Here is a 22,588-nt window from a genome sequence, read left to right as displayed (position 1 = left end):
GGGCTTTTTTTATGGTTAGGAAAGTAACTGTGTGACACCAAACGCTGCTTCTGTGTTCTTAGCAGGTTCAATCTCAGCAGTCAGATATTGACGTCGAATCGCCATCCAAACGGTATTTTTGAGTCCCCCTCCAGCGGTAAAAATTCGTTTCACTTCTGGTGCGCCAAGTTCTGAGAGGCGTTGGAATCCTAAAGCTTCTACCTCCACCAATCCTTCAATCATCGCTTGTAAGAATTTTGTATCTGAATTCGGTCTAGGAGTCAGCTTGGGCTTCAGTTCAGCATCTGCAATCGGAAACCGCTCTCCAGAGCTTAGCAAAGGGTAGTAGTGCAAATCAGTTGGTGTATCGATATTAATTTGAGGAAGCAGTTTAATCAAAGTGTCTAATGAAAAATGGCTTAGTAATACTGCGCCTCCTGCATTAGAAGCCCCGCCAATTAACCATTGTCCTTTCAAGTGATGACTGTAAATTCCATATCTAGGCGCAAAAACAGGGCGGTCCGATAAGAGTTTAATCGCCAAAGTTGAGCCTAAAGAGGTCACTGCATCACCTATTTGATTTGCGCCGGACGCTAGAAAGGCGGCGATGCTATCGGTTGTTCCGGTGTATACGGTTAGGTTTGGGTTGAAATTATATTTTTCAGCCAGGCCTGGCCGAATTTTAGCCAGTTCGGTGCCGGGTGCAACCACTCTGGGAAGCGGTGACGAAACCAGTTTTTTAACCCAGTTAGGCCAATTTTGATGCACCGAATCATAACCTAGCTTGAGCGCATTATTTTCATCCGTCACATTGATTGTGCCGGTTAAAAAATGGTTTAAAAAATCAATCTGATGACAGATGCAGTAAGAGCGACGGTTAAATTGGGTTAAAGTGTCAGGCAAATACGTTTCAAGCCACAAAACCTTAGAAAGGGTGCTTGAAGCGCCATGAGCACCACTGTTCTCTGGCCCCACTTGTTTAATAATATCGGCTTGCTGGAGGGCGCGTTTATCGTCATACATCAACGCGGGTGAGTAAGCTTCGCCATTTAAATTGCATAACAAAACCGTTGAAGACGTGGCATCTAAAACTAATTTGGTGACCCTTGAAAGGTTGTCAAATGCTTGCAGTTGAGAAAATAATTTTTCTAACGTCATTAACCAAATTGTTGGGTCTTGTTCACTTTGACTGCCTTTACGGTTTGGAAAAGGCATGTCAACAGTCGTACTGAATTGGATTGTTGAACTAGAAAGTCCTTTTTTTTCAACCACTACGGCTCGAATGCCAGACGTGCCAACATCGATTCCTAAAATAAATTCAGAAGTGTTTGAGGATATATGCATTCAGCGTCTTCCGGGGTTATTTGAAAAATATCGGTGAAGACGCCAGATTAAAAGGTGTCTTCACTTTTCTTTATGGTGAAATTAAAGTAAAATTTTCCACATTCAGATTGTATTCTATCAACTCAAAAAAAATTAAGGGAAGTGCTGGATGAACGAATTGCAACAAGTGTTATTGATATTTGCAATTATTGTCATTGTTGGGCTTTATTTTTTACAAAAAATAAAAGCTCGCAACAGCGATAAGTCAGTGCCAGGTGAAAAAGAGACTCAAGAAAACTCACCTCGCCAAGATGCTTATAATGCCCTAAACCAGTTGGGAGACGCGCATATCCCAATTTCCAACCGAACACAAAATCGCTTACAGATTGAAGAAGAGGAAGAACAGGTTCCTGAATCTCAACTGGGGTTGTCCTTTGGTCAAGAATTTGATGTTGAAGCCCCAAAAGCGAGTGAGCCGGAACAAAAAGTCGAAGAAATGGCGGACGAGGACCAGCGGAAACCTAAACATGTAGTTTTAGAAGTTGAAGATATGCAGCCACTTGGTTCCGAAGAAGACCCTGTTTCTGCCTCTGACTATGAGCCCAGTTTTGGTATCCCTGATGAGGGAATACAAAAACCCAACGAGGAAGCAGAAGTCGAACAAAGAGAACCTCAACTGTTTGCAATTATTGTGATGGGAACAGATGATTTCTTATGGCCAAAAGTTAACCAGACCTTACAAGGGGTTGGGTTGGTACCTTCTGAAACTGGTATTTTTGTTAAAAACGACTCTATGGGAAATGAGATTATTCGCGTAGCCAATTTAATGGAGCCGGGAACCTTCCCACTTGACCAACCGACGAATAGTGAGCTTAAAACGGTTGGCGTGGTGTTGATTTTAGAATTACCGACCACCGTGAAAGCACCGGCTGTCATGCACGACATGATTATGATGTCTCGCAAAATTTCTCAACGCTTGAATGGACGTCTTTACGATGCTAACCGACATCTGCTAAAAGAATCTGATTTACAAGCTATGCGAGATGCTGCAGTCGCTTATGAATCGTCAGCCATATAAAATCCATGCAAGATCAAAAAGCCTACCAAAAACTGGTTGAATCGTTAAACCAGTATAGTTATCAGTACTATGTGCTGGATAATCCTACCATCAGCGACCCGCAATATGATGCGCTTTACCAACAGTTACTGAGGATTGAAGACGAACATCCAGAGTGGATTCTATCGGAATCTCCCAGTCAACGCGTCGGTGATCAGCCTTTAAAAGAGTTTCAAACCGTACGACATGCGGTGGCTATGTATTCATTAGACAATGCGTTTGAAGATGATGAATTAAAAACTTTTTTAAAACGTATTGAAGAAAAATTACCAGAAGTGAATAAGTTAACCTTTTCTGCTGAGCCGAAAATGGATGGGTTGGCTATCAATATCCGATATGAAAATGGACAACTGGTTCAAGCTACTACACGAGGAGATGGACAAGTTGGAGAGGATGTAACCCATAATATCCGCCCCATTCATTCTGTACCATTAAAGTTGTTTGGTAACAACTGGCCAGAAGTGGTTGAGGTGCGTGGTGAAGTTTTCATGTCAAAATCGGCCTTCACCCAACTGAATCAGCAACAACAAGAGGCTGGCGGAAAAATCTTTGCCAATCCTCGAAATGCCGCGGCTGGTTCATTACGTCAATTAGATTCCAAAATAGCCGCGAAACGCCATCTCAGCTTTTATTTATATGGCTGGGGAGAGCTAAGTGAAGACTGGCAACTTCCGCAGTATTATTCTGAAATGATCGATCAAATGGTTGAGTGGGGCTTACCAGCCAACCCACAATCAGAAATCATCAGTGGCTTAGAAGGCATGTTTGCCTATTATGAAAAAATTCAAGCTAAGCGCCCCGATTTATCTTATGAAATTGACGGGATTGTTTATAAGCTGAATGAAATTAAGTTACAACAACAACTTGGCTTTACGGCGAGGGCACCAAGGTGGGCCATCGCCAGAAAGTTTCCAGCAGAAGAAGTGTGGACCAAATTACTGGATATCGAAGTGCAAGTAGGGCGCACAGGCGCGATTACCCCAGTTGCACGATTAGAACCTGTCTCAGTGGGTGGCGTCATCGTTTCCAATGCAACATTGCATAACATGGATGAAATTAAGCGTAAGGATGTTCGTATTGGTGATGCTGTCATCGTGCGTCGAGCTGGAGATGTCATTCCAGAAGTGGTGGGTCCAGTATTGGCACAGCGTCCTGAAAAGACACAACTCTTTGAAATGCCACAGCAATGCCCTGAATGTGGTTCGGATGTCGTTAAAGAGCTAGATAAAGCCGCTTTCCGTTGCACCGGTGGGTTAGTGTGTCCTGCTCAACGCAAGCGTGCTTTACATCATTTTGTTTCCCGAAAAGCGATGGACATTCAAGGGTTGGGCGATAAGTTAATTGATCAGTTAGTGGATCAGGGATGGGTTAAGCATCCTGATGATTTTTATCACTTAACCGTTGAACAATTGGCAACACTGGAACGCATGGCGGAAAAATCTGCACAGAATGTGGTGTCAGGTATTCAGGCGTCGTTAGAAACCACCTTAGCAAAATTTATTTATAGCCTGGGAATTCCTGAAGTCGGCGAAGTGACAGCAAAGAACTTAGCGAATCATTTCAAAAGCTTGGAAGCTATTCAGCAAGCAGAGTTTGAAGAGTTAATTACGCTGAATGATGTAGGAGGAGTGGTCGCAGAGCACATTGTGAACTTCTTTAAAGAACCTCACAATGAGTCGGTTATTCAAGGTTTGTTGGATGCAGGAATGCATTGGCCAACGCCTGCAGCCGCAACCCTTGTTGAAGACTCACCCTTTGCCAATAAAGTGATGGTTTTAACTGGCACGTTATCAGAGATGAGTCGACCAGAAGCCAAAGCATTGCTTGAAGCGCAAGGTGCCAAAATCACTGGGAGTGTGTCTGCTAAAACGGATTATGTAGTCGCCGGAGAAAAAGCCGGCTCAAAGCTTACTAAAGCTAAGGCACTGGGTGTCGCTGTTTTGACTGAATCAGAATGGCTTGCAATGATGCCTCAACAAGATTAAAGTTAAAAAAGTTATCTAAGTCGTCTTATCTTTGATCGCTTTTAAATATAAATAACCCAATAATGGAACCGATATGGTCAGACCTCGTAACGTAAATAGAGTTAAACAAAAAAAAGAAACGCCTGATTGGGAACAAGAAGAGTTCGAAAGCCGAACGGATATCAAAAAGGCTGCGCAAGCAGTAACAGACCTAGGCGAGCAGTTAGCAGAATATTCACCCTCGACCTTAAAAACCTTTCATTTGCCGGAAGACTTACTCAAAGCCATTTTATTACTGAAGGAAATGGGGAATGGGCCTGCAATTAAGCGTCAGAAACTTTATATTGGTAAATATTTAAGAAAAAATGAGGATTTGATCTCTCAAATTAAACAGCGTTTATTTGAAATTGAGCAAAAATCCAAACAGCAAGCCGTTCATTTTCATCGCCTTGAAAAATGGCGTGACCGCCTTGTCTCGGAAGGTGATGAAGCATTGAACGAGTTTATGGAACTGTATTCACATGCAGACCGCACGCAATTACGCCAGTGGATTCGTAATGCACAAAAAGAAGCGGAGCAAAATAAACCGCCGAAATCTTACCGTGCAATTTTCCAATACCTGAAAGGGCTTGAATGGTAGTGCTTGAGTAGTGAAAGCGGCCAGTCTTGAATTTTAATTCGATATTTTCGGGTTAATTTTTTTCAAGGTGGTGGCTTTGTAAACAAACGTGCCGAAAGGGACGAATGATGCTAGAAACCCTTTAAATGCCTGAGTCTCCGTTAATCTACCTTTTGTGGCATAACCGAACAAAACAACATTGAATGTTATAAATAATATGCCGTGTATTTGCCCAACCCAACGAACTGCTTCTGGTTGTCCGAACTGATATTTAAGGGGCATCGCAATAAAAAGCAGTACCAATAAAGACGTTCCTTCCAATATTGCCATCCATCTTACAAATGTCATGATATTTCCTTGTTTGTAGAGTGCCTATTAAAGCGTTCTAGAGGTGAGTAGTTTTAAATTTTCTTTAGAAATTCGATGCCCGAATTCAAATAAAACCAACCCAAAAATAACCAGGCCTGCCCCTGTCAAGATACGGCTATTAAGGGGTTCATTGTTTAAAAAATAACCCAAAAAAAGCGCCATGATAGGGGTAATCAGTGTGATCAGACCCAATCGAATCGCGTCGATTCGTTTGAGCACATAATAATAAAGAATAAACCCGACTAACGACCCTAAAACGCCAAGATACGTAATGGCCCATAATGCTTTTTGAGAAAGCTGGGGTAGCTGATAGAGATATTGTGGGTGGGCGATTAAATAAATTAAGCTTGTCAGCCAAACAGCCGCTGCGACAATGTGGGTATTCGGCAGACCGTGGTTTAGTTTTTTCACTAGAACGGTACTCAATGAATGACAGCTTGCGCCTAATACCGCTAAGCTCATTCCCAGTAAGAGCTGCTGATCAGGTGAAAAGTTCAGTTTTGGGACAAAAATAACTGATAAGCCTACAAAGCTGACCAATATGCCAACATATTTACTAATGGTCATCTGTAAGTTTTTTAGCAATATAAATGCAAACACCCCCGTTAGGATCGGTGTTAAGCCAAAAATAAGCGAAATCCAACCCGAAGGCATGGTTTGAGCAGCATAATACATTGGCGTCATGCCGCCAATCATACCTAAAGTTGCTGCGAGATAGATTTTGATATCACGCCAATGCAATGAAAAACGCACACGCGTCATCCATATCAGAATTAGAATCACCAGGATAGCACTGATTAAAATACGCCCAGCCACCCCAACGAACCAGTTATCTTGTCCGCTCCATTGAATCGCCAAAGGTGTCGTTGCCCAGATCAAAACCACTGCAAAATAAGCCAATGCTACTTTCATTGAAACGTAAAAAATCCTTGTAATAAAGGTTAAAGAAAAGTTGGTTACTAGTTGATTTAAAAGAAAATATTAGGTATGAAGTTCGAAGATACCTTGCTGTCGATTTTTGCTAACTTGATTGGCTTCGAAAAGCTCACCGTTCATCGCAATATAAATGCCAGGTGAAGCTAATTGTGACGCCATTAAAGCCGCTCCGAGGTTGAAAGAAGCGTCTGACTGGTTGAGTTGAAAAGGGCGCATGGCTCCCGTTAATACCACTGTTTTATCCGTCAGTTGGCGAGAGTCTTTCAGAAATACGGCCGTATCGGTCATAGTGTCGGTGCCATGGGTTATGACGACTCTGTCCGTTTCGCTTTCAATACAAGCTTTTAGAATTTTCTCACGATCCGCATCCTGCATTTCCAAACTGTCTTTCATCATTAAGACATTTGTTTTAATCGGCAAGGTGCTGTTGGCTTCTTTGAGTAGTTTCGGCAAATGAGTGTCAGAAAAGACCAACTCACCTGTGGTGGTTTGATAGTCTTTATCCAGTGTTCCACCGGTAACTAGAAGTGTGATAAGTGAAGGGGATGGTTTCATTCGTTTGATCGTTCAGTTTGCAGGAGTGAAAAAGCTACCGTTACGGCTGGCGCAGAATGCCTGTAACGATTCCCAGTATTTCAATGTTTTCATTGGTAATGTAGATTGGTTCCATATCCGCATTGGCAGGTTGAAGACGAATGCCATCTTTTTCAATATAGAACTTTTTCATCGTAACTTCTTCATTGTTGATTCGAACTACGACGGACTCACCGTTTTCAGCCGTTGAACGTCGCTCGATGATAACAATGTCGCCATCTTCGATGTTTTCTTCAATCATGGAACTTCCTTTGACGCGAAGGGCAAAGGTTTCTTTTCGTACCATGCTTTGAGGAACGGAAACCGTGTCGTAATCCATTTCCATTTGAATAGGTTCACCGGCAGATGTCCAACCCAGCAGGGGAACTTGCACAAAATCATATTCCACCAGTTCAACGGGATCAGCCGTCTCTAATTGTAATTTCTGATTACGTCTGGGAATAAGATAAGCAACATTCGACATGGTTAAATCCTATTGAAAATTGAATGAGAATATCATCATAGCTGGAAAATTAAGATTATGGAAGTACCTTTTTAAAGGGTTTGACTTCCACTTTTTCATAGACACCCGCTGCCAGGTAAGGGTCCGCATTTGCCCAGGCCTGGGCTTCTTCCAAAGAATCAAATTCCGCCACAATCAAACTACCGCTAAAGCCGGCTTCGCCAGGATCATTAGAATCAATTGCCGGGTTTGGCCCCGCTAAAATTAAACGACCGGCTTCCGCCATTTCATTTAAGCGGGCAATATGACCAGGACGCGCTTTGGCACGTAAAGGCAAACTGTCTTCGACATCATAAGCAAAAATTGAATATAACATGGTGTCCGTTCCTTTTAATGAGGCTTTAATTTATGATTTTTTTGAATCATGTTTGGTTTCCACAACCGAATCTAGTTCCACATCGGCTAGGGTTTCAATTGTGCTGTCCATCACCTTTTCTTCAGTGTCATCAACTTGATCTGCATCGCTCGATTTAATAAAGCGGCTGATATAGATGCCCTGAATCAAGATAAATGCCAGTGTTAACCCCATCAAACCGAACAATTTGAAGTTGACCCAGGTATCGGTGTCATATTGATAAGCAACATAAATGTTCGCAATCCCTGAAAAGATAAAGAAAGCCACCCACATATAACTGAGTTTAATCCAAGCGTTGTCAGGGAGTGAAATCGCTTGATCCATCATGCGACGGATAATAGGTTTTTGACCAATGAAATGACTGCCAAAGAAAACCAAAGCAAACCCCCAGTTAACAACTGTTGGTTTCCATTTGATGAACGTCTCGTCTTGAAGAATTAAAGTCGCACCCCCAAGAATAACAATCATTGCCAGCGTGATAAGGTGCATCTTTTCAACACGTTTATTTTTGATATAAACGTAAGTAACTTGAACAATTGATGCAGCAATCGCGACGGCGGTTGCCACATAAATACCGTAAAGTTTAAATGCGATAAAGAAAAGAATGACGGGAAAAAGGTCAAATAATAGTTTCATTGGAATACTTTTATGCTGTGTTTGATAGAATAATAAAGAGAGGTGTTTTTCGTTAAAGTCTGACAACTCTCTCAATGAGTATAAAGCAGCATTTTATATGGGATTGTCCATGAAAGAAAGGTCAACCATGGGTTTTACGATTTTAGTCATGCTTTTACTCCCTATTATTTATCGCTTAGGAGCAGTATGAAAGTCGATTTCCATTGTCACACCAGCATTTCTGATGGCGCATTAAGTCCACAGGAATTGGTTGATCTTGCTAAAGAAAAAGAAATTACCACACTGGCAATCACCGACCATGATACGACTTATGGCTATGAACTGATTCGAGACTATGCGCAAGAGCAAGGCCTTGAGTTGATCGCTGCATCAGAAATCTCATGCCAATGGAAAGGGCATACCATTCATATTGTTGGGTTGGATATTGATATTGAAAATCCCGTCTTAAAAGCCGGTTTGAAATTAAATCGGGTAAAGCGCTGGAAAAGAGCTTTTGAAATTGACGCCAAATTCCAACGCCGCAATTTGAATGGCATTCTGGAAGATATTTTGCCACAAATCCAAGAGGGGATGATTGGCAGAAATCATTTTGCCCAAGCTCTAATTCACAAAGGCATTGTTAAGAATCAGCAACAAGCGTTTGATAAATATTTAAAAAAAGGTCGTCCCATGTATGCTGAAGTGGACTGGCCTGAATTGGAAGAAGTGGTTGCATGGATTAAAGCCGCAAATGGTGTTGCGGTGATTGCGCACCCACATATCTATAAAATGACCTCGAATAAACTGAATAAAATGATTGAAGACTTTAAGACTGCAGGTGGTCAAGCACTAGAAGTGGTCAATCAGCCTAGAGTGTGCGCCGAACAAACAGGCATGGCTGATCGTGCCGAGCGATTCGAATTACACGCTTCAATGGGGTCGGATTTTCATCGTCCCGAACATACTTGGCGAGGATTGGGTTGGTTAGCGCCCATGCCACAAAAATGCACCCCCGTTTGGGAGCTATTTGAGACGTCGATAACCACGTCTTAAGGACTTTCATTAGCGAATTCAATGCCGGATTCACTGTTATGATAAACAAGGGTTTCGTGTATAATCCGGTTGAAACTTTGAAAGCGTTGATATTTTTATAAAATATAGCCTTTAACCCCGGAATAAGATTGTGCGAAAAGAATGTTTATACATTTCAGTTCACCCTGAAAACCCTCAAGAAAGATTGTTGCTGCAAGTTGTTGATGTGCTCAATAAAGGCGGAGTAATTGCTTACCCTACAGAATCGGGGTATGCACTTGGCTGTTTGCTTGATAACAAAGGGGGGGCAGATCGTATTCGTGCCATTCGCCGTTTAGATGACAAACATCACTTCACCCTCGTTTGTCCGGATCTCAGCAATTTATCCGCTTATGCCAAAGTTGGCAATGTTCAGTTTCGATATTTAAAATCGCATTTACCTGGGCCTTATACCTTTATTTTGCCCGCTAGTCGAGAAGTGCCAAGACGGTTACAAACCCCTAAACGCAAAAATATTGGTTTGAGAGTAACGCCGAATATTGTCGCCAATGCGTTGTTGTCTTATTTTGATAAACCTTTGATTTCAGTTTCCTTGATTTTACCGGGTGAAGACCTCCCTATGACCGATGGCTGGTCCATTCAGGAAACACTTGGACATTCGTTAGATGCTGTGCTGGATGGCGGATTCTGTGGGTTTGAGCCGACTACTGTGATTGATTTTACCGAAGATGTTCCAGAATTACTTCGTCAAGGTCAAGGCGAATTTAAAGAGTAAATTCATTATCTTGTGTTGAAAAGTTCATAAGATAATCGGTAAGGTTTTAACGGTGAGAGGCAAATATGATTGAATTAAGTGTGATGCAAAAAATTGCCATTTGGACGATTCCCGTGCTAATGGCAATTACCCTACACGAAGCGGCTCATGGTTGGGTTGCCTCAAAGTTAGGCGATAAAACCGCTTTAATGCTTGGTCGTGTCACCTTAAATCCTCTAAAGCATATTGACCCACTTGGAACAGTTGTGGTGCCGATTACCTTATTGGTGTTAGGTGGTTTTGTATTCGGTTGGGCAAAAGCCGTTCCAATTAACGCACGTAATTTTAAAAACCCAGCTGTGGATATGGCTTGGGTTGCCATCGCCGGGCCGCTTTCGAATTTACTCATGGCTATCGGCTGGGCATTTATCGCGAAGTTAGGCTATGACCTTTCAGCCGGCGGCACGTCACCAGACAATGTAGGCCAGTTCTTAGCCTATTCCGGTATGGCGGGTATCGCCATTAACTTGGTGTTGATGGTTTTAAATATGATTCCGATTCCACCGCTTGATGGAAGCCGGGTTTTATCTGCGATATTGCCGGCGCGTTTAGCATATTCATACAATCGTTTAGAGCCGTATGGCTTCTTTATTTTATTAGGTCTCTTGTTCCTCGGTGTGCTCGGCCCTATTATTTCTGGCCCTTATCAAGCGTTACAGGGTTATTTACTCCAAATGGTAGGACTTTCGTAATGACGACATCTTCTTCAAAAACATCCACTTCTTCTAAAAAACCGGCGGGCGAAAAACTGCAAAAAATATTGGCCCGCGGAGGGTTTGGTTCTCGAAGAGAAGTTGAAAAAATCATCGCGCAAGGTGTGGTTAAAGTAAATGGTAAGGTCGCCACGCTTGGAGATCGTGCTTTTCCAACGGACACCATCAAAGTTAACGACCAATTAGTAAAAGAAACGCGTCTTGAGAAACAGCCGACTCAGGTGATTCTTTATAACAAGCCGGAAGGGCTGGTGTGTTCACGTAAAGATGAAAAAGACCGTGAAACCATTTTCTCTAGCCTACCAAGAATCATTAACAGTCGCTGGATCAGTGTTGGACGCTTGGACATCAACACTTCTGGTTTATTGATTCTAACTAATAATGGGGAGCTGGCGAACCGATTGATGCACCCATCTTATGAAATGGAAAGAGAATATTCTGTTCGCGTGTTTGGTGAAGTGTCCGATGAGATTCTGAATCGCCTTAAAAAGGGCGTCAAACTGGAAGATGGCTTCGCCAAATTTGAAAGCATTGGTAAGATTCCACAACAAGAAGAAGAGTCGATTAACCAGTGGTATCGCGTTGTAATCAAAGAAGGGCGTAACCGTGAAGTGCGCCGAATTTGGGAATCACAAGGCGTGCAAGTCAGTCGTTTGGTAAGAACGCGTTATGGCCAGTTCTCTTTGCCGCGTACTTTGCGTCGAGGCAAAAGTGAACCATTGACTTGGAAACAAATTAACCAGTTATTGAAATCGGTTGATCTAGCTGAAGAGCCGCGCCCTGATTTAAGAAACAACCCGACGAAAGCGAAAAAAATGGCGGCTAAACATGCCGAACCGTTTAAAAAAGAAACTGGGCGTGGTAAATATAAAGAAAAAGGTGAAAATCACCGTGAAGAAAAACCTAAAACAAAATCGAGCAGACGTCGTTAAAAACAGCCAGGCCTGGCTGTTTTTCAGACTTAATTTAACCTGAAAACCTCTTTGCAATAAATGATTGAAAACAGACTATGATGAATAAAAGCTTTATTACCAATTTAATCAGTTTTTTAATATTAGTTTCGGGTGTCTTATTAGACAACCAATGGTTATTAATGATTGGCTTGTTCGCCTTATCCGGCGCCATCACCAACTGGCTTGCCATTTATATGCTATTTGAAAAGGTTCCTGGGTTGGTCGGCTCTGGCGTTATTCCGGCACGGTTTGAAGAATTCAAATCCGCCATTCGTCAATTGATGATGGAACAATTCTTTAGTCAGGAAAATATCGATCGCTTTGTCAGCCAGCAAGGTAAACCTAATTTACATTTGGCTCCTGTGATTGAAAAGGTCGATTTAACGCCGGCGTTTGATCGGTTGGTTGAAGTGATTATGAATTCGAGTTTTGGCAGTATGCTCGGTATGTTTGGTGGTGCCGGTGCCTTAAAGCCGCTCAAAGATCCCTTTATCATCAATATGAAAACGTCTTTGATTGAGATGACGGAAAATGAACAGTTTGTCGAACTGTTACAAAACGAGATTGATCAGCCAGATGTAATGGCAGAAATTCGCGCCAAAGTTGAAACCATTATTGAAGCACGTCTTGCTGAACTAACACCTCAAATTGTGAAAACTATGGTGCAGCAAATGATTAAAGAGCACTTAGGCTGGCTCGTCGTTTGGGGTGGTGTCTTCGGTGGTCTGATCGGGTTTGTGTCCACTTTTTTCATCGTGTAATCTACCAAAAAACTACCCTCATTTTCTTCATCACCTAAAAAGAGTTGTAACAAAGTTCGACAGAACCTATACTCATAAAGACAGATTATTGTTTTCTAAACAACCTATAAGGAGTCAGAAATGAGTGATATCGATATTGGAATTATTGAAAAAGATCGTTTAAATACCGCAGAAGGGTTAAAGCGTTTATTAGCCGATTCCTATACTTTGTATTTACAAACGCATTACTTCCATTGGAATGTTATCGGGCCGCAATTCAGAGAGCTGCACTTGATGTTTGAAGAGCATTACACAGAACTTGCCATCGCAGTCGATGATATTGCCGAACGTATCCGAACATTGGACGTGGTCGCTCCTGGCACTTATAAGGCCTTTTCAAAACTTACCTCCATTCAAGAGGTGGAAGAGATTCCTGACGCCATGATGATGGTAGATCTTCTGACAAAAGGTCATGAACAGGTTGTTAAAACAGCTCGTGAGGTTTTAAAAGTGGCGGAAGATGCTAACGACGAGTCCAGCGCTGCATTGGTTTCAGACCGCATGCGCGTTCATGAAAAAACCGCTTGGATGCTTCGTGCAACTCGCCAATAAGATCAAATACGTTCAAAAATTCCTATAAGAAACCACTTTTTAGTGGTTTTTTATTCTGAAATACACTTCTTTAAGTCAGTTTATTTGAAAGGAAATGTTATGTCCGATGTCGCTCAAGCACTCAATATGGATTTCACACAAAAAGTGGTTGTGGAAACTGAAAAGATGGACTGGGTCGGTAGTCGTGCAGACAATGTGTTGCGTAAACCACTGGAAAGAGAATTCGCTGAATCGGGCAGGGCAACCAGTATCGTTCAGTTTTTATCCGGCGCCAGCTTTCCCGCACATCGGCATGGTTTGGGTGAAGAAATCTTTGTGTTAGAAGGTGTCTTTTCGGATGAAAATGGCGATTACCCCGCCGGCACGTATTTACGTAATCCACCAGGCACTATTCATTCCCCACATTCCAAGGAAGGCTGTGTCATATTCGTTAAACTGGAACAATTTTCTCCAGAAGATACCGAGCAAGTGGTCTTCGATACCAATCAAGCTATCATGCAGCCGGGCATTGGTAATTTAGAAGTTTTAAGTTTACACAGCTTTCAAACCGAACATTCAGCGCTGGTGTATTGGCCACCGGGCGAAAAGTTTCAGCCGCATCATCACTGGGGTGGGGAAGAAATTCTGGTTTTAAAAGGCGAGTTTATTGATGAGCATGGCCGTTATCCTAAAGGTACCTGGATTCGAAGTCCGCATCTGAGTTTACATAACCCATACGTAGAAGAAGAAACCTTAATCTACGTTAAAACAGGGCACTTGTAGGAATAAAAAGTCAGCTAGCTAGTTTTTTGTCTTGCCTACAAGTTTTTTAAAAAGGGCTTTTAGCCCTTTATTAATTTATTATGGCAATTTAACTCACGGACTTTGTTAGGTCATGTAAGCCATATAAATTCCTTACGATCACAAATTACTTCAACTCTGCAATGGGGGCTTTACGATATGGATAGTTTTTCAATCTAATGTCTCCGCGCTTAACAGGGTTTGTGAATGTTTTTCCCTTATCTACCCAATCATCCCATTTGAAGTTTTTAATAACCTTTGCTTGATAGCTTTCATCCAAAGGGTGACTCAGCACATCGTTAATATGTTTCCATTGATAAAAGCGCAAAAGATCAACCTGATAGGGTGTTGGATGTCCCTCTGAACTCTTAACCTCTTTTTTAAGGTTGATAACGTCTTGCATATTAACTTTAGGCGTCCATTTTATTTCTTCAGGAAGAACGACAGGCTCCCCAGGGATGTTATTAATGCCTTTTTTCCAGGTTGCCAAAACAGCAACTTTAGTATCTTCACGATACAAAAGAACAGCATGGTTGTAATCCTTGTTTTTAAAGAAACCAAGATTACCATATTGAAAGCGTGCTCCAGTTAAGAAAGCAACTGCATCTGACCAACATGGCCCAGTTCCTGAAATTGCTTTTAAAACACTTCTATCAATGATTCCATCAGGAAACAGAATTTCAAATGCCATTTTCATGCTGTTGGCAGCATGCGTTGTTCCCTCACAGTCATGACCATGCCATTTAATCATGTCTTTAATCGTTACAGCATAAGTACGTTGATAATATCGCCCTTGAGTGCCTCTGGTTGCAAGAATCTCGAAAACAGGGGCGTATGGCATAGCGACCATAGGGGCATACCAGGTAGGGGTGCGATCAGGTTCGGTTACGCCGGTTTCTATAAAGATATTAACCCCTTGTTTATAGGTGGGTTCTTGTGCCAACGCAGACGAATTAAGGCATATTAAAAAAACAGCCCCTAAAAGAAATGGGTTTATATTCATTCTTGCTTCTCCTTTTGACCTTAAATAATTAAGTCCTTGTCGATTAACCATAAGGGGTATGTCGGGTTCGAGAATATATGCTCAGCGCTGTTACCGTGATCATAATCAGTGCAATCCCGACAATTTGCGAACTGATCAACGTTTCATTTAAAACCAATATGCCGAATAGAGCAGCAGTGACGGGTTCGACCATTGCCACCACTGAAGCGGTGGTCACCGAAGTCCGTTTCAGGCCAATAAAATAAATAATGAACGACACTCCCGAGCCAAGTACACCAAGGACTAGAAACAGTGGCCAATCTGGTGTGCTCATCACTAAAATCATCTGTGCCTTATTACTCAGCCCTATAAGAACGACAACAAGTGTTGCGAATGCGATCACCAAAATCGACTGAGGGCTACCGTATACAACAGCATACTTGAATCCGAAAATAAAGATAGCATAAGACACCCCTGCAAGCAGCCCAGCGACCAACCCAATTAGAGTAACATCATCCGATTCAATGTCGTAAATACGTGTAAGCAGCACGATCCCAAGCATAACCAATGCAATCGCAGCTGCTTTCGGAGCGGTGAATCTTTCGAGTTTGAGTGCAAATGACACAAAGTAAACGAACACCGGTGCGCAATACATTAAGGTTGCTGCAACTGCGACACTGCCTTCAGAAATACTCACGAAGTAGAATGTGAAATTACTTGCGATGCCGAGACCGGAAAGGACTGACCAGAACCATAATGAGGGATTTGATAATCCACTGCTGCGCGGTCGGAAGGCTAACCAGACAAGAACAAAGAGGAATCCAATGGCGCCTCGGTAGAACGATACCACGAACGCATCCCAGCCTTCGGCCATGAGGATTGCACCGATGCCCCCTGAGATTCCCCAGCATAAAGCCGCCAGCATCACGAAAGTCATAGATAGACCCGTCATTTGCGCTCCTTAGTACATGGTGAAACATGGACGATCAGTGGTAATGCGTTAAGTATCGCTCCGCAAACCTTTGGCTGTCAACACCCATCAGTAAACTGATTCATAAACTTTTTTAACGGACAAAGCGTGTCTTAGTTATCAAGCTGTTTTTTTGACTAGCCTTATTTAATGTCAAAGCCTTTCTTCTTTAAAAACTCTAAAAAATAGCCAGGCCTGGCTTATTTTTTTGTGTTGATTGGATGATGCTGTTTATTAAAATCTGAAGGGGGGTTCAAAAAGAGATAATTTGAAAATTGATGCTCTAGTCACCTTGTTTTAAGGCTGTCATCAGGTTTTATTCGGTTTTTTTTAGAATACGTTGCAATAAGTCACTTTCGGTGTGTTTACTTTTCTATGCGTCTCTATATGTATGGATACTTGAAAGTCATAAATATAAAAAAACAAAAAAGGATTGGGCAATGTTGTATCTTTCAGCGCGTGGTTAAAACGGACTTTATCGCGTTTCATTGGAACGGTGTGTGGCTTTGTCTTTGGAAGGGTTGATTATGGTCATTAAGTACAGTCAGTTAGACCTGGCAGGTAATTTAATATTATCCCGTCGCTATTATTATCAGCACAGCCTTTCTGTTGGCGGCTTTAGGCCTTTTCTTAAAATTAACACCACCGGATGAGCAGTCTGTAAAGCCTTAATTGTGTAACGGAGTCTTCATGGTGACTTCTTCTATTTAGCGTTTTCTTTTAGCCGCTCATTACAACAAGGCTAATCGTTGCAGCGTAGACGGTTAAAAGAAGAGTGCTTTCGAAGCCAATCCGGCCGACGCCATAAGTCTCTCGCCGTACCAGCCCCAGTAGCAGAATGGCGGTCATTAGAATACTGACTAGTCCCCACATCATCTGAACTGGCGCCATGTCAGCATAGATGGAGCCGTGAGGATACCCTATATCGGCAGCAGCTACAACGAGCATATTAAAACAGTTGGTGCCGAAGATGTTGCTGACTGCGAGGGTGAGTGCGCCATAGCGTATCGCAGCGATAGTCGTCACCAACTCGGGTGTAGATGTTGCTAGGGCTGTCAATAACCCACCGACCAAAGTGTCGGATAGACCTGTCTGGCTGGCGATGACTTTGGCAGCTTCCATCAATAGCCAGCCTGCAATGCCAGTCACAACAGCCAGAATAATAAAACCAAACCATGCGGTTGATAAACGGCCATGTTGTCTTTGTGAAGGTTTGTCCGGTACGGTCTGGCGTGTCAATCGTGGAAACCACATGGGTTTTTCCTGTGTACGCATTACTAAGTGGAGCCCGAACAGATAAGCGACGACGATGACTGGGGTAATTGGGTGGACTGTCCATTGCGGGATTGTTGGTGTGATAATGGCGAGTAGCGGTAGAGTCAGAAATACTATCAGTAAGCTCGCCAGCATCAAGTTAACAGAAGAAGCAGCGGCATGCTCCAAATTAGCTTTGCGATAGACGATGTCCGCGATGCCAAGAAATGCCAAATTTATCGCCATGCTCCCCATCACATTGCTCATCGCCAAGTCAGGGCGGGCATCTATTGCTGCGCTGAGAGTGGCGGCAAAGTCTGGTAGCGAAGTGACGCCTGCCAATAGTAAGACGCCAAACAGTGCCTCCCCCATACCGGTGCGATCAGCCAGTTCATCCGCAAACCGTGCTAACCAAGTGCCTGCCGTAATGATTACTAAGGCAGCGATGCCAAAAATCATGATGCTGATATTCAAGGATGCAAACATTCGGCGCCTCTAAAGGTTATGACTGTTATGGCTGACGCATGAGTTGATGAGTAAAAGATCGAAAATTCAATCTGGAACTGTATTTTGAGTAAAAAACTCTTTAATTGGCACGGGTCGACCAAATAAATACCCTTGAAAAACTCGACAGCCCATATCAATTAACATTTGATGCTGTTCAGCGGTTTCCACGCCTTCGGCGATCACGTTAAATTCCATACTTTCAGCTAAGGCAATAACGGCTCGGGCAATCGCGGCATCATTACTATCCTCAATGATATCACGTACAAACGTTTGGTCAATTTTGAGTTGATCTAGCGGTAAGCGTTTTAGATAAGATAAAGAGGAATACCCCGTGCCAAAATCATCCAGTGAAAAATTAATCCCTAGCTTTTTAAGCGCCTGCATTTTATCAACCACATCTTCTACGTCTTTGATTAACAAACTTTCGGTTAACTCTAGTTTCAACAGTTGTGGATTTGCGCCAGTTTGACGGATAATGCTTTCTACCTCTTCAACCAAGTCGATTTGATGAAATTGACGGGCGCTGACGTTGACGGCAATCACCATCTGCGCTGTGTCAGCTTGGCGCGACCATTTAACTAATTGTTCACAAGCCGTTTGTAACACCCAGCGACCAATAGGCAAAATAAAGCCATTTTCTTCCGCCAGAGGAATAAACTCATTCGGAGCAATCAGTCCCTGCTCTGGATGAAGCCAGCGTACCAAAGCTTCAGCGCCGATAATTTGCCCATTACTGTTAATTTGGGGTTGATAGAACAATACAAACTGTTGCTCTGTAATTGCTTGGCGCATATTGGCTTCCATGACCGATTTTGCATTCACCACTTCTTGCATGGTCGTGTCATAAAAACGGATGGTGTTTCGACCTTTGGCTTTAGCCTGATACATCGCCAAATCGGCATGTTTAAGCAATTCTTCCAATGTTTCTTGGTGACCGGAAAACAGCTTTACTCCAATACTGGGGGTGTTGTGGTAGGGAATTGAGTCCAGTAAATAAGGTTTGTTCAGTATGCGTAAAACTTTTTGTGCAACTAATTCTGCATGAGTAGCCGCATCTTTCCAATCATGATCCAAGTCAGGCAATATCAAAACAAATTCATCCCCTCCAATGCGTGCTACCGTGTCGAACTCTCGAACACACTCTCTTAATCTAGCTGCGACTTGGCGAAGTAACTTATCTCCTGTATCGTGTCCAAGCGTATCGTTTAATGTTTTAAAGTCATCCAAATCAATAAACATTAATGCACATACGCGTTTACTCCGTTTGGTAACAGCCATCTCTTGCTGTAAACGATCTTGCAATAAGCGCCGGTTGGGTAGTTGTGTCAAAGGGTCATAAAATGCTAAGTTTTCAATCGCTTCTTCGGCTTGTTTCCGTTCTGTAACTTCATAAAACCCCCCAACCATTTTCAAAGGATTTCCCTCGGCATCCCGCTCAACCACGTCACCGCGGTCTTGTACCCAAACCTCGTTGCCGGTGTTTTTTTGTACAAAGCGGTATTCCATTCGGTAATGCCCTTTGGATTTGAAACATTCTTTAACCGCACGACTGACTCTGTCACGATCATCAGGGTGTACGGCATCAAAGAAAACTTGAGCTGGATGTTCCAGCAAGCCATCGTCTAATCCAATCACATCTGCCCAACTTTGGTTATGAATAACCTTATCAGCTGCAATATCCCAATCCCAAATGCCTTCATGGTTAACGGCCATAATCTGGTTTAAACGTTTTTCACTTTGTTCTAAAGCATGATGGGATTCGACAAGTTCATTTTCACGCTTTACCAACGTATCAAGCATGATATTAAAGCGCTTAGCCAGTTGTGCTGCTTCATCAAACCCACCAAGCTTGACTCGCAATGAACGTTTCCCTCGCTTTACTTTATCCGCAACGGTTTGAATGGCATATAGTCGGCGGGTTAAGTAACGCGCCGCCACGGTTGCCAGTAAGGCTGCCAATGTTACGGCGATCAAAAGGAATGCAAATGCTGAGAGCTTAATTTGCTCAAACCGTTGAAGGTCAGCCGCTTGGCTTAATCCGATGCGTACCCAACCAATATGTTGACCAGACAACACAATCGGGTTGGCCAGATCAATATGATCCTGGTCCAGCTGAAGTATCGTCAGTTTAGGCTGTGTCGGCATATCCAATAAGTATTGTCCCCGGTACGACAATTCGCTATGTGCCAGAATCTGGTTGTTAAGATCCAATACAATCGCATGCGTTAAATCTGGATACTTACTTAGTCCATTAATAATATTCTGCAATCCTGCAAAATCACGGGATGCGACCCATACAGCAGACGAACTGGCGACGTTCTGTGCTAAGCCCTCAGCATGCTCAACTTTTAACTCCCGCATTAAGTTTTGTTGTTCACGAGTGACTTCCCAAATAAAGACTGCAAGTAATGTCGACACCACTACAACCATTCCCACCACCAGTTGACGGCGTACGCTGCCAAGCAGCCAATATTTTGCTATTAAAAAGGTTTGCTTCACGGCTGCCTCACCAGCCTTACATCTTGCTCAAAACGTTTAACATAGTCTCGCACCAAGTCATAACGGGCATTATCAGCCGCATAAAATTGTTCTGTTTCCATCCCCGCTAAAATTTGCTGACCTTGGTTCCTTTGGTGCAGATTTAACAAATACTTTCTTACTTGCTCAGCCAACGTCGGTGGCACATCATCACGAACCATCACTGAATTATTCAATAAAGGTTCAGTTTGCCAAATCACTTCAAGCTGTGCGGCTGCTTGCGGGTTATCTTTTTTAAATGCGCGCCAAGGAGGTGGCCAGGTTGCGCCCGCAGTAGCTGAACCAAGATACACATTCATAATCGAAGATTCTTGTGAGCCAACATAATTATTCTGGATGTCTTTATTGATATTCAACCCGGCCTGATATAAAAAATACTGTGGCATGATTGCAGCGGCTAACGCTGTAGGAGAAGGGTATGCAACGATTTTTCCGACTAAGTCCTGCGGTGTATGAATATTGCCATCTTTGCGGACAATAAATATCCCTTTAAAGTCGTTGGGATTTCCGGCCATCACAATCACACGATACCCTTTTTCCATAGCGACTAAGGTTTGCCATGGGTTGGGCAATAAAAATGCCGGTTCACGCCGATCAATTTTATCTTCATAAACTTGGTAATCACGTGAGGCTTCTAATTCAATGCGTGCACCGTCTAGATGTTGATTAAGTTCATTAATCATCGGTTGGTAAGTTTCAATGAGTTTTTGGGGGTTATGTAATGGATGCACGGCAAAGCGGTATACGGTAATAGCAGTTTTTGACGGTGTTTGGCTGTAAGAAAGGGTCGTATCAGTGCTGTTATTTTGATCACAGCCTGTTAATGTTATGACTACTAATAGGGCCAGCGTTAAAAACGGCTTCATTCGGTATCCTTAAAATAAAAGGGTGGTACAGTTCTTTTTATGTTCATTGAGGCAAGCCCAACTTTACGGACACTTTGGTTGCACAAAATCTTACTATTAATAAGGGTATATTAACGCAAAATATATTGCGGTGTGGAGAAAATACGTAATACGCGACCGGTGGTTGTGCCCTTGTTTTAAGTGGTGAGGCTTGTGTACACTCTAGCGTTAACATTATGGTGATAAAGCGTTTTAATATTTTGGGCTTAGTTACCATTAAGACAATCAAAAAAGAGTTTTATGTCGGATATGGCATATTGACTATGTGGTTAAACAGGAGTGAAAAAATGATTATTTTTCAAACGAAACATCATGCAGACGTCAGCATGTTTGACAATTTGGCAGTTAAGTTGATTGGGTTAATGGGGCACAGCGCCAGCGTGCCAGGCGCGTTAACTGAAGAAGAAGTTGAGCGGGCTCTCAACAAATTAAGTGAAGCGGTCACCAGCCCCAGCGCACAATCAGGTGATGACTGGGATAATGATTCTGTGAGTTTGGCGCACCGTGCACAACCGCTATTAGAGTTATTGGATGCTGCAAATCGTAATTATGATCATGTGATCTGGGAAAAGTCGTTACGTTAATTTTAAAAAGTGTCATTCTGAACAAAACGAATCCTTTTTCAAAGCTTTTTGTGTATTTTCCATAAGATATTTGCTGTGGTTTCAGAATGATAGGATAAAGCCTTGTTTAATGGTGGATATGGTTAGTTGCATTTCAAATATAAGGTTATGATTTTACTTTTAAAAAATTAAAATAAGCATAGGGGTTTTTTAATTAAAACAGCTTAAAACAGGCTGTTAATTCTATTGTAAGCTTGTTTTAAGAATTTTGGAGACTCTCTCTTTTAGACTATTTTGCAGTGATGTGCTTTGAAGCAATCCCTTTTTGATAAGGATTATTATTTATAAAGTAGAAACCAAAATACTAAAAATAAAAAAGGGTGGATCAATGTTGAATCTTTCAGCGCGTGAAATGTTTGCCAAATTATTTTCGTTATTATTCTACAGTCTGTCGGCGGCCATAGTGGTGTCGATGCTGGTGATTGTGTTTGATGATATTCGCAATGGCACAGACTTGATGCAGATTTTAATAAAGCTCATCAATGGGGGCATTATTTCGTTGGCGGTGTTTGAACTGGCAACAGTGATTTGTGCGGAATATGGCAGCAGTGCGGCAGAACATGGCGTGATTACGATGTTAAGACGGACTTTGCCGCGCTTTATTGGAACGGTTTGTGTTGCTTTATCATTGGAAGGGTTGATTATGGTCATTAAGTACAGCCAATTAGACCTAGCGGGTAATTTATATTATCCTGTCGCTATTATCATTAGCACAGCCTTCCTGTTGGCAGCTTTAGGCCTTTTCTTGAAATTAACGCCGCCGGATGAGCAGTCTGTAAAACATTAACGGAG

The 22,588-nt window shown here is 42.5% G+C and carries 24 protein-coding genes; 12 read left to right on the top strand and 12 right to left on the bottom strand.

Annotation, left to right across the window (positions count from 1 at the left end; all coding sequences use genetic code 11):
- Positions 1 to 15: 15 nt before the first annotated feature.
- Positions 16 to 1,323 (bottom strand): FGGY-family carbohydrate kinase, encoded by a 1,308-nt coding sequence (locus tag P8629_RS07265; protein ID WP_278165462.1) that lies wholly within the window; start codon positions 1,321 to 1,323, stop codon positions 16 to 18.
- A 148-nt stretch (positions 1,324 to 1,471) separates the two neighbouring features.
- Here P8629_RS07265 and P8629_RS07260 point away from each other — a divergent pair, with 148 nt between their 5' ends.
- The 3 genes from P8629_RS07260 (at position 1,472) to yjgA (ending at position 5,023) form a co-directional block, all read left to right on the top strand.
- Complete coding sequence (locus P8629_RS07260; protein ID WP_278165461.1) at positions 1,472 to 2,380, top strand: cell division protein ZipA C-terminal FtsZ-binding domain-containing protein; 909 nt, start codon at positions 1,472 to 1,474, stop codon at positions 2,378 to 2,380.
- A gap of 5 nt (positions 2,381 to 2,385) precedes the next feature.
- Entirely contained in the window at positions 2,386 to 4,404 is a 2,019-nt protein-coding gene (gene ligA / locus P8629_RS07255) for an NAD-dependent DNA ligase LigA (RefSeq protein WP_278165460.1), read from the top strand.
- A 73-nt stretch (positions 4,405 to 4,477) separates the two neighbouring features.
- A complete protein-coding gene (yjgA, locus tag P8629_RS07250) occupies positions 4,478 to 5,023 on the top strand; it encodes a ribosome biogenesis factor YjgA (protein ID WP_278165459.1) in 546 nt (181 codons plus the stop codon).
- Positions 5,024 to 5,056: 33 nt separating this feature from the next.
- On the opposite strand, the gene P8629_RS07245 is transcribed toward yjgA, so the two are convergent.
- The 6 genes from P8629_RS07245 to P8629_RS07220 all read right to left on the bottom strand — a co-directional run bounded on the left by P8629_RS07245 (position 5,057) and on the right by P8629_RS07220 (position 8,394).
- Entirely contained in the window at positions 5,057 to 5,350 is a 294-nt protein-coding gene (locus P8629_RS07245) for a DUF3817 domain-containing protein (protein WP_278165458.1), read from the bottom strand.
- A 27-nt stretch (positions 5,351 to 5,377) separates the two neighbouring features.
- Positions 5,378 to 6,283, bottom strand: a complete 906-nt coding sequence (locus P8629_RS07240; protein WP_278165457.1) for a DMT family transporter — start codon at positions 6,281 to 6,283, stop codon at positions 5,378 to 5,380.
- Between the two features lie 69 nt (positions 6,284 to 6,352).
- Entirely contained in the window at positions 6,353 to 6,862 is a 510-nt protein-coding gene (locus P8629_RS07235; RefSeq protein ID WP_278165456.1) for an asparaginase domain-containing protein, read from the bottom strand.
- A 40-nt stretch (positions 6,863 to 6,902) separates the two neighbouring features.
- Positions 6,903 to 7,364 carry a transcriptional repressor LexA gene (gene lexA, locus P8629_RS07230; RefSeq protein WP_278165455.1) on the bottom strand — a complete coding sequence of 154 codons (462 nt, stop codon included), beginning with the start codon at positions 7,362 to 7,364 and terminating at the stop codon, positions 6,903 to 6,905.
- Positions 7,365 to 7,419: 55 nt separating this feature from the next.
- Positions 7,420 to 7,719 (bottom strand): YciI family protein, encoded by a 300-nt coding sequence (locus tag P8629_RS07225; RefSeq protein WP_278165454.1) that lies wholly within the window; start codon positions 7,717 to 7,719, stop codon positions 7,420 to 7,422.
- A gap of 30 nt (positions 7,720 to 7,749) precedes the next feature.
- Positions 7,750 to 8,394 carry a septation protein A gene (locus tag P8629_RS07220; RefSeq protein WP_278165453.1) on the bottom strand — a complete coding sequence of 215 codons (645 nt, stop codon included), beginning with the start codon at positions 8,392 to 8,394 and terminating at the stop codon, positions 7,750 to 7,752.
- Positions 8,395 to 8,580: 186 nt separating this feature from the next.
- On the opposite strand from P8629_RS07220, the gene P8629_RS07215 reads away from it, so the two are divergent.
- From P8629_RS07215 to P8629_RS07185, 7 genes are all read left to right on the top strand, one after another.
- Positions 8,581 to 9,426: a PHP domain-containing protein gene (locus P8629_RS07215; RefSeq protein ID WP_278165452.1), complete on the top strand. Its 846-nt coding sequence runs from the start codon at positions 8,581 to 8,583 to the stop codon at positions 9,424 to 9,426.
- A gap of 130 nt (positions 9,427 to 9,556) precedes the next feature.
- Complete coding sequence (locus tag P8629_RS07210) at positions 9,557 to 10,180, top strand: L-threonylcarbamoyladenylate synthase (RefSeq protein ID WP_278165451.1); 624 nt, start codon at positions 9,557 to 9,559, stop codon at positions 10,178 to 10,180.
- 65 nt (positions 10,181 to 10,245) lie between these two features.
- Positions 10,246 to 10,911: a site-2 protease family protein gene (locus tag P8629_RS07205; RefSeq protein WP_278165450.1), complete on the top strand. Its 666-nt coding sequence runs from the start codon at positions 10,246 to 10,248 to the stop codon at positions 10,909 to 10,911.
- Positions 10,911 to 11,864 (top strand): 23S rRNA pseudouridine(2605) synthase RluB, encoded by a 954-nt coding sequence (rluB, locus tag P8629_RS07200; RefSeq protein ID WP_278165449.1) that lies wholly within the window; start codon positions 10,911 to 10,913, stop codon positions 11,862 to 11,864. Before P8629_RS07205 ends, rluB begins: the two co-directional genes overlap by 1 nt.
- 77 nt (positions 11,865 to 11,941) lie before the next feature.
- Positions 11,942 to 12,646 carry a DUF445 domain-containing protein gene (locus P8629_RS07195; RefSeq protein ID WP_336618921.1) on the top strand — a complete coding sequence of 235 codons (705 nt, stop codon included), beginning with the start codon at positions 11,942 to 11,944 and terminating at the stop codon, positions 12,644 to 12,646.
- Positions 12,647 to 12,766: 120 nt separating this feature from the next.
- A complete protein-coding gene (locus P8629_RS07190; protein WP_278165448.1) occupies positions 12,767 to 13,237 on the top strand; it encodes a Dps family protein in 471 nt (156 codons plus the stop codon).
- 99 nt (positions 13,238 to 13,336) lie between these two features.
- Complete coding sequence (locus P8629_RS07185; RefSeq protein WP_278165447.1) at positions 13,337 to 13,999, top strand: cupin domain-containing protein; 663 nt, start codon at positions 13,337 to 13,339, stop codon at positions 13,997 to 13,999.
- 145 nt (positions 14,000 to 14,144) lie between these two features.
- On the opposite strand, the gene P8629_RS07180 is transcribed toward P8629_RS07185, so the two are convergent.
- From P8629_RS07180 to P8629_RS07160, 5 genes are all read right to left on the bottom strand, one after another.
- Positions 14,145 to 15,020: a formylmethanofuran dehydrogenase subunit E family protein gene (locus tag P8629_RS07180; RefSeq protein ID WP_278165446.1), complete on the bottom strand. Its 876-nt coding sequence runs from the start codon at positions 15,018 to 15,020 to the stop codon at positions 14,145 to 14,147.
- 43 nt (positions 15,021 to 15,063) lie between these two features.
- Positions 15,064 to 15,924, bottom strand: coding sequence for a DMT family transporter (locus P8629_RS07175; RefSeq protein ID WP_278165554.1), 861 nt, complete (start codon positions 15,922 to 15,924; stop codon positions 15,064 to 15,066).
- 765 nt (positions 15,925 to 16,689) lie between these two features.
- A complete protein-coding gene (locus P8629_RS07170; RefSeq protein WP_278165445.1) occupies positions 16,690 to 17,709 on the bottom strand; it encodes a sodium:calcium antiporter in 1,020 nt (339 codons plus the stop codon).
- Between the two features lie 66 nt (positions 17,710 to 17,775).
- Positions 17,776 to 20,229, bottom strand: coding sequence for an EAL domain-containing protein (locus P8629_RS07165; protein WP_278165444.1), 2,454 nt, complete (start codon positions 20,227 to 20,229; stop codon positions 17,776 to 17,778).
- Positions 20,226 to 21,134, bottom strand: a complete 909-nt coding sequence (locus tag P8629_RS07160) for a phosphate/phosphite/phosphonate ABC transporter substrate-binding protein (RefSeq protein ID WP_278165443.1) — start codon at positions 21,132 to 21,134, stop codon at positions 20,226 to 20,228. Before P8629_RS07160 ends, P8629_RS07165 begins: the two co-directional genes overlap by 4 nt.
- A gap of 326 nt (positions 21,135 to 21,460) precedes the next feature.
- Between P8629_RS07160 and P8629_RS07155 the strand changes: the two genes are divergently transcribed.
- Together P8629_RS07155 and P8629_RS07150 are read left to right on the top strand one after the other, a co-directional pair.
- Positions 21,461 to 21,757 carry a DUF1840 domain-containing protein gene (locus P8629_RS07155; protein ID WP_278165442.1) on the top strand — a complete coding sequence of 99 codons (297 nt, stop codon included), beginning with the start codon at positions 21,461 to 21,463 and terminating at the stop codon, positions 21,755 to 21,757.
- 367 nt (positions 21,758 to 22,124) lie between these two features.
- Positions 22,125 to 22,583: a hypothetical protein gene (locus P8629_RS07150; RefSeq protein WP_278165441.1), complete on the top strand. Its 459-nt coding sequence runs from the start codon at positions 22,125 to 22,127 to the stop codon at positions 22,581 to 22,583.
- The last annotated feature ends 5 nt before the right edge of the window (positions 22,584 to 22,588 follow it).

The organism is Hydrogenovibrio sp. 3SP14C1 (genome assembly GCF_029625905.1).
Lineage (GTDB): Bacteria > Pseudomonadota > Gammaproteobacteria > Thiomicrospirales > Thiomicrospiraceae > Hydrogenovibrio.
This window is presented reverse-complemented; position numbering and strand designations above follow the sequence as displayed.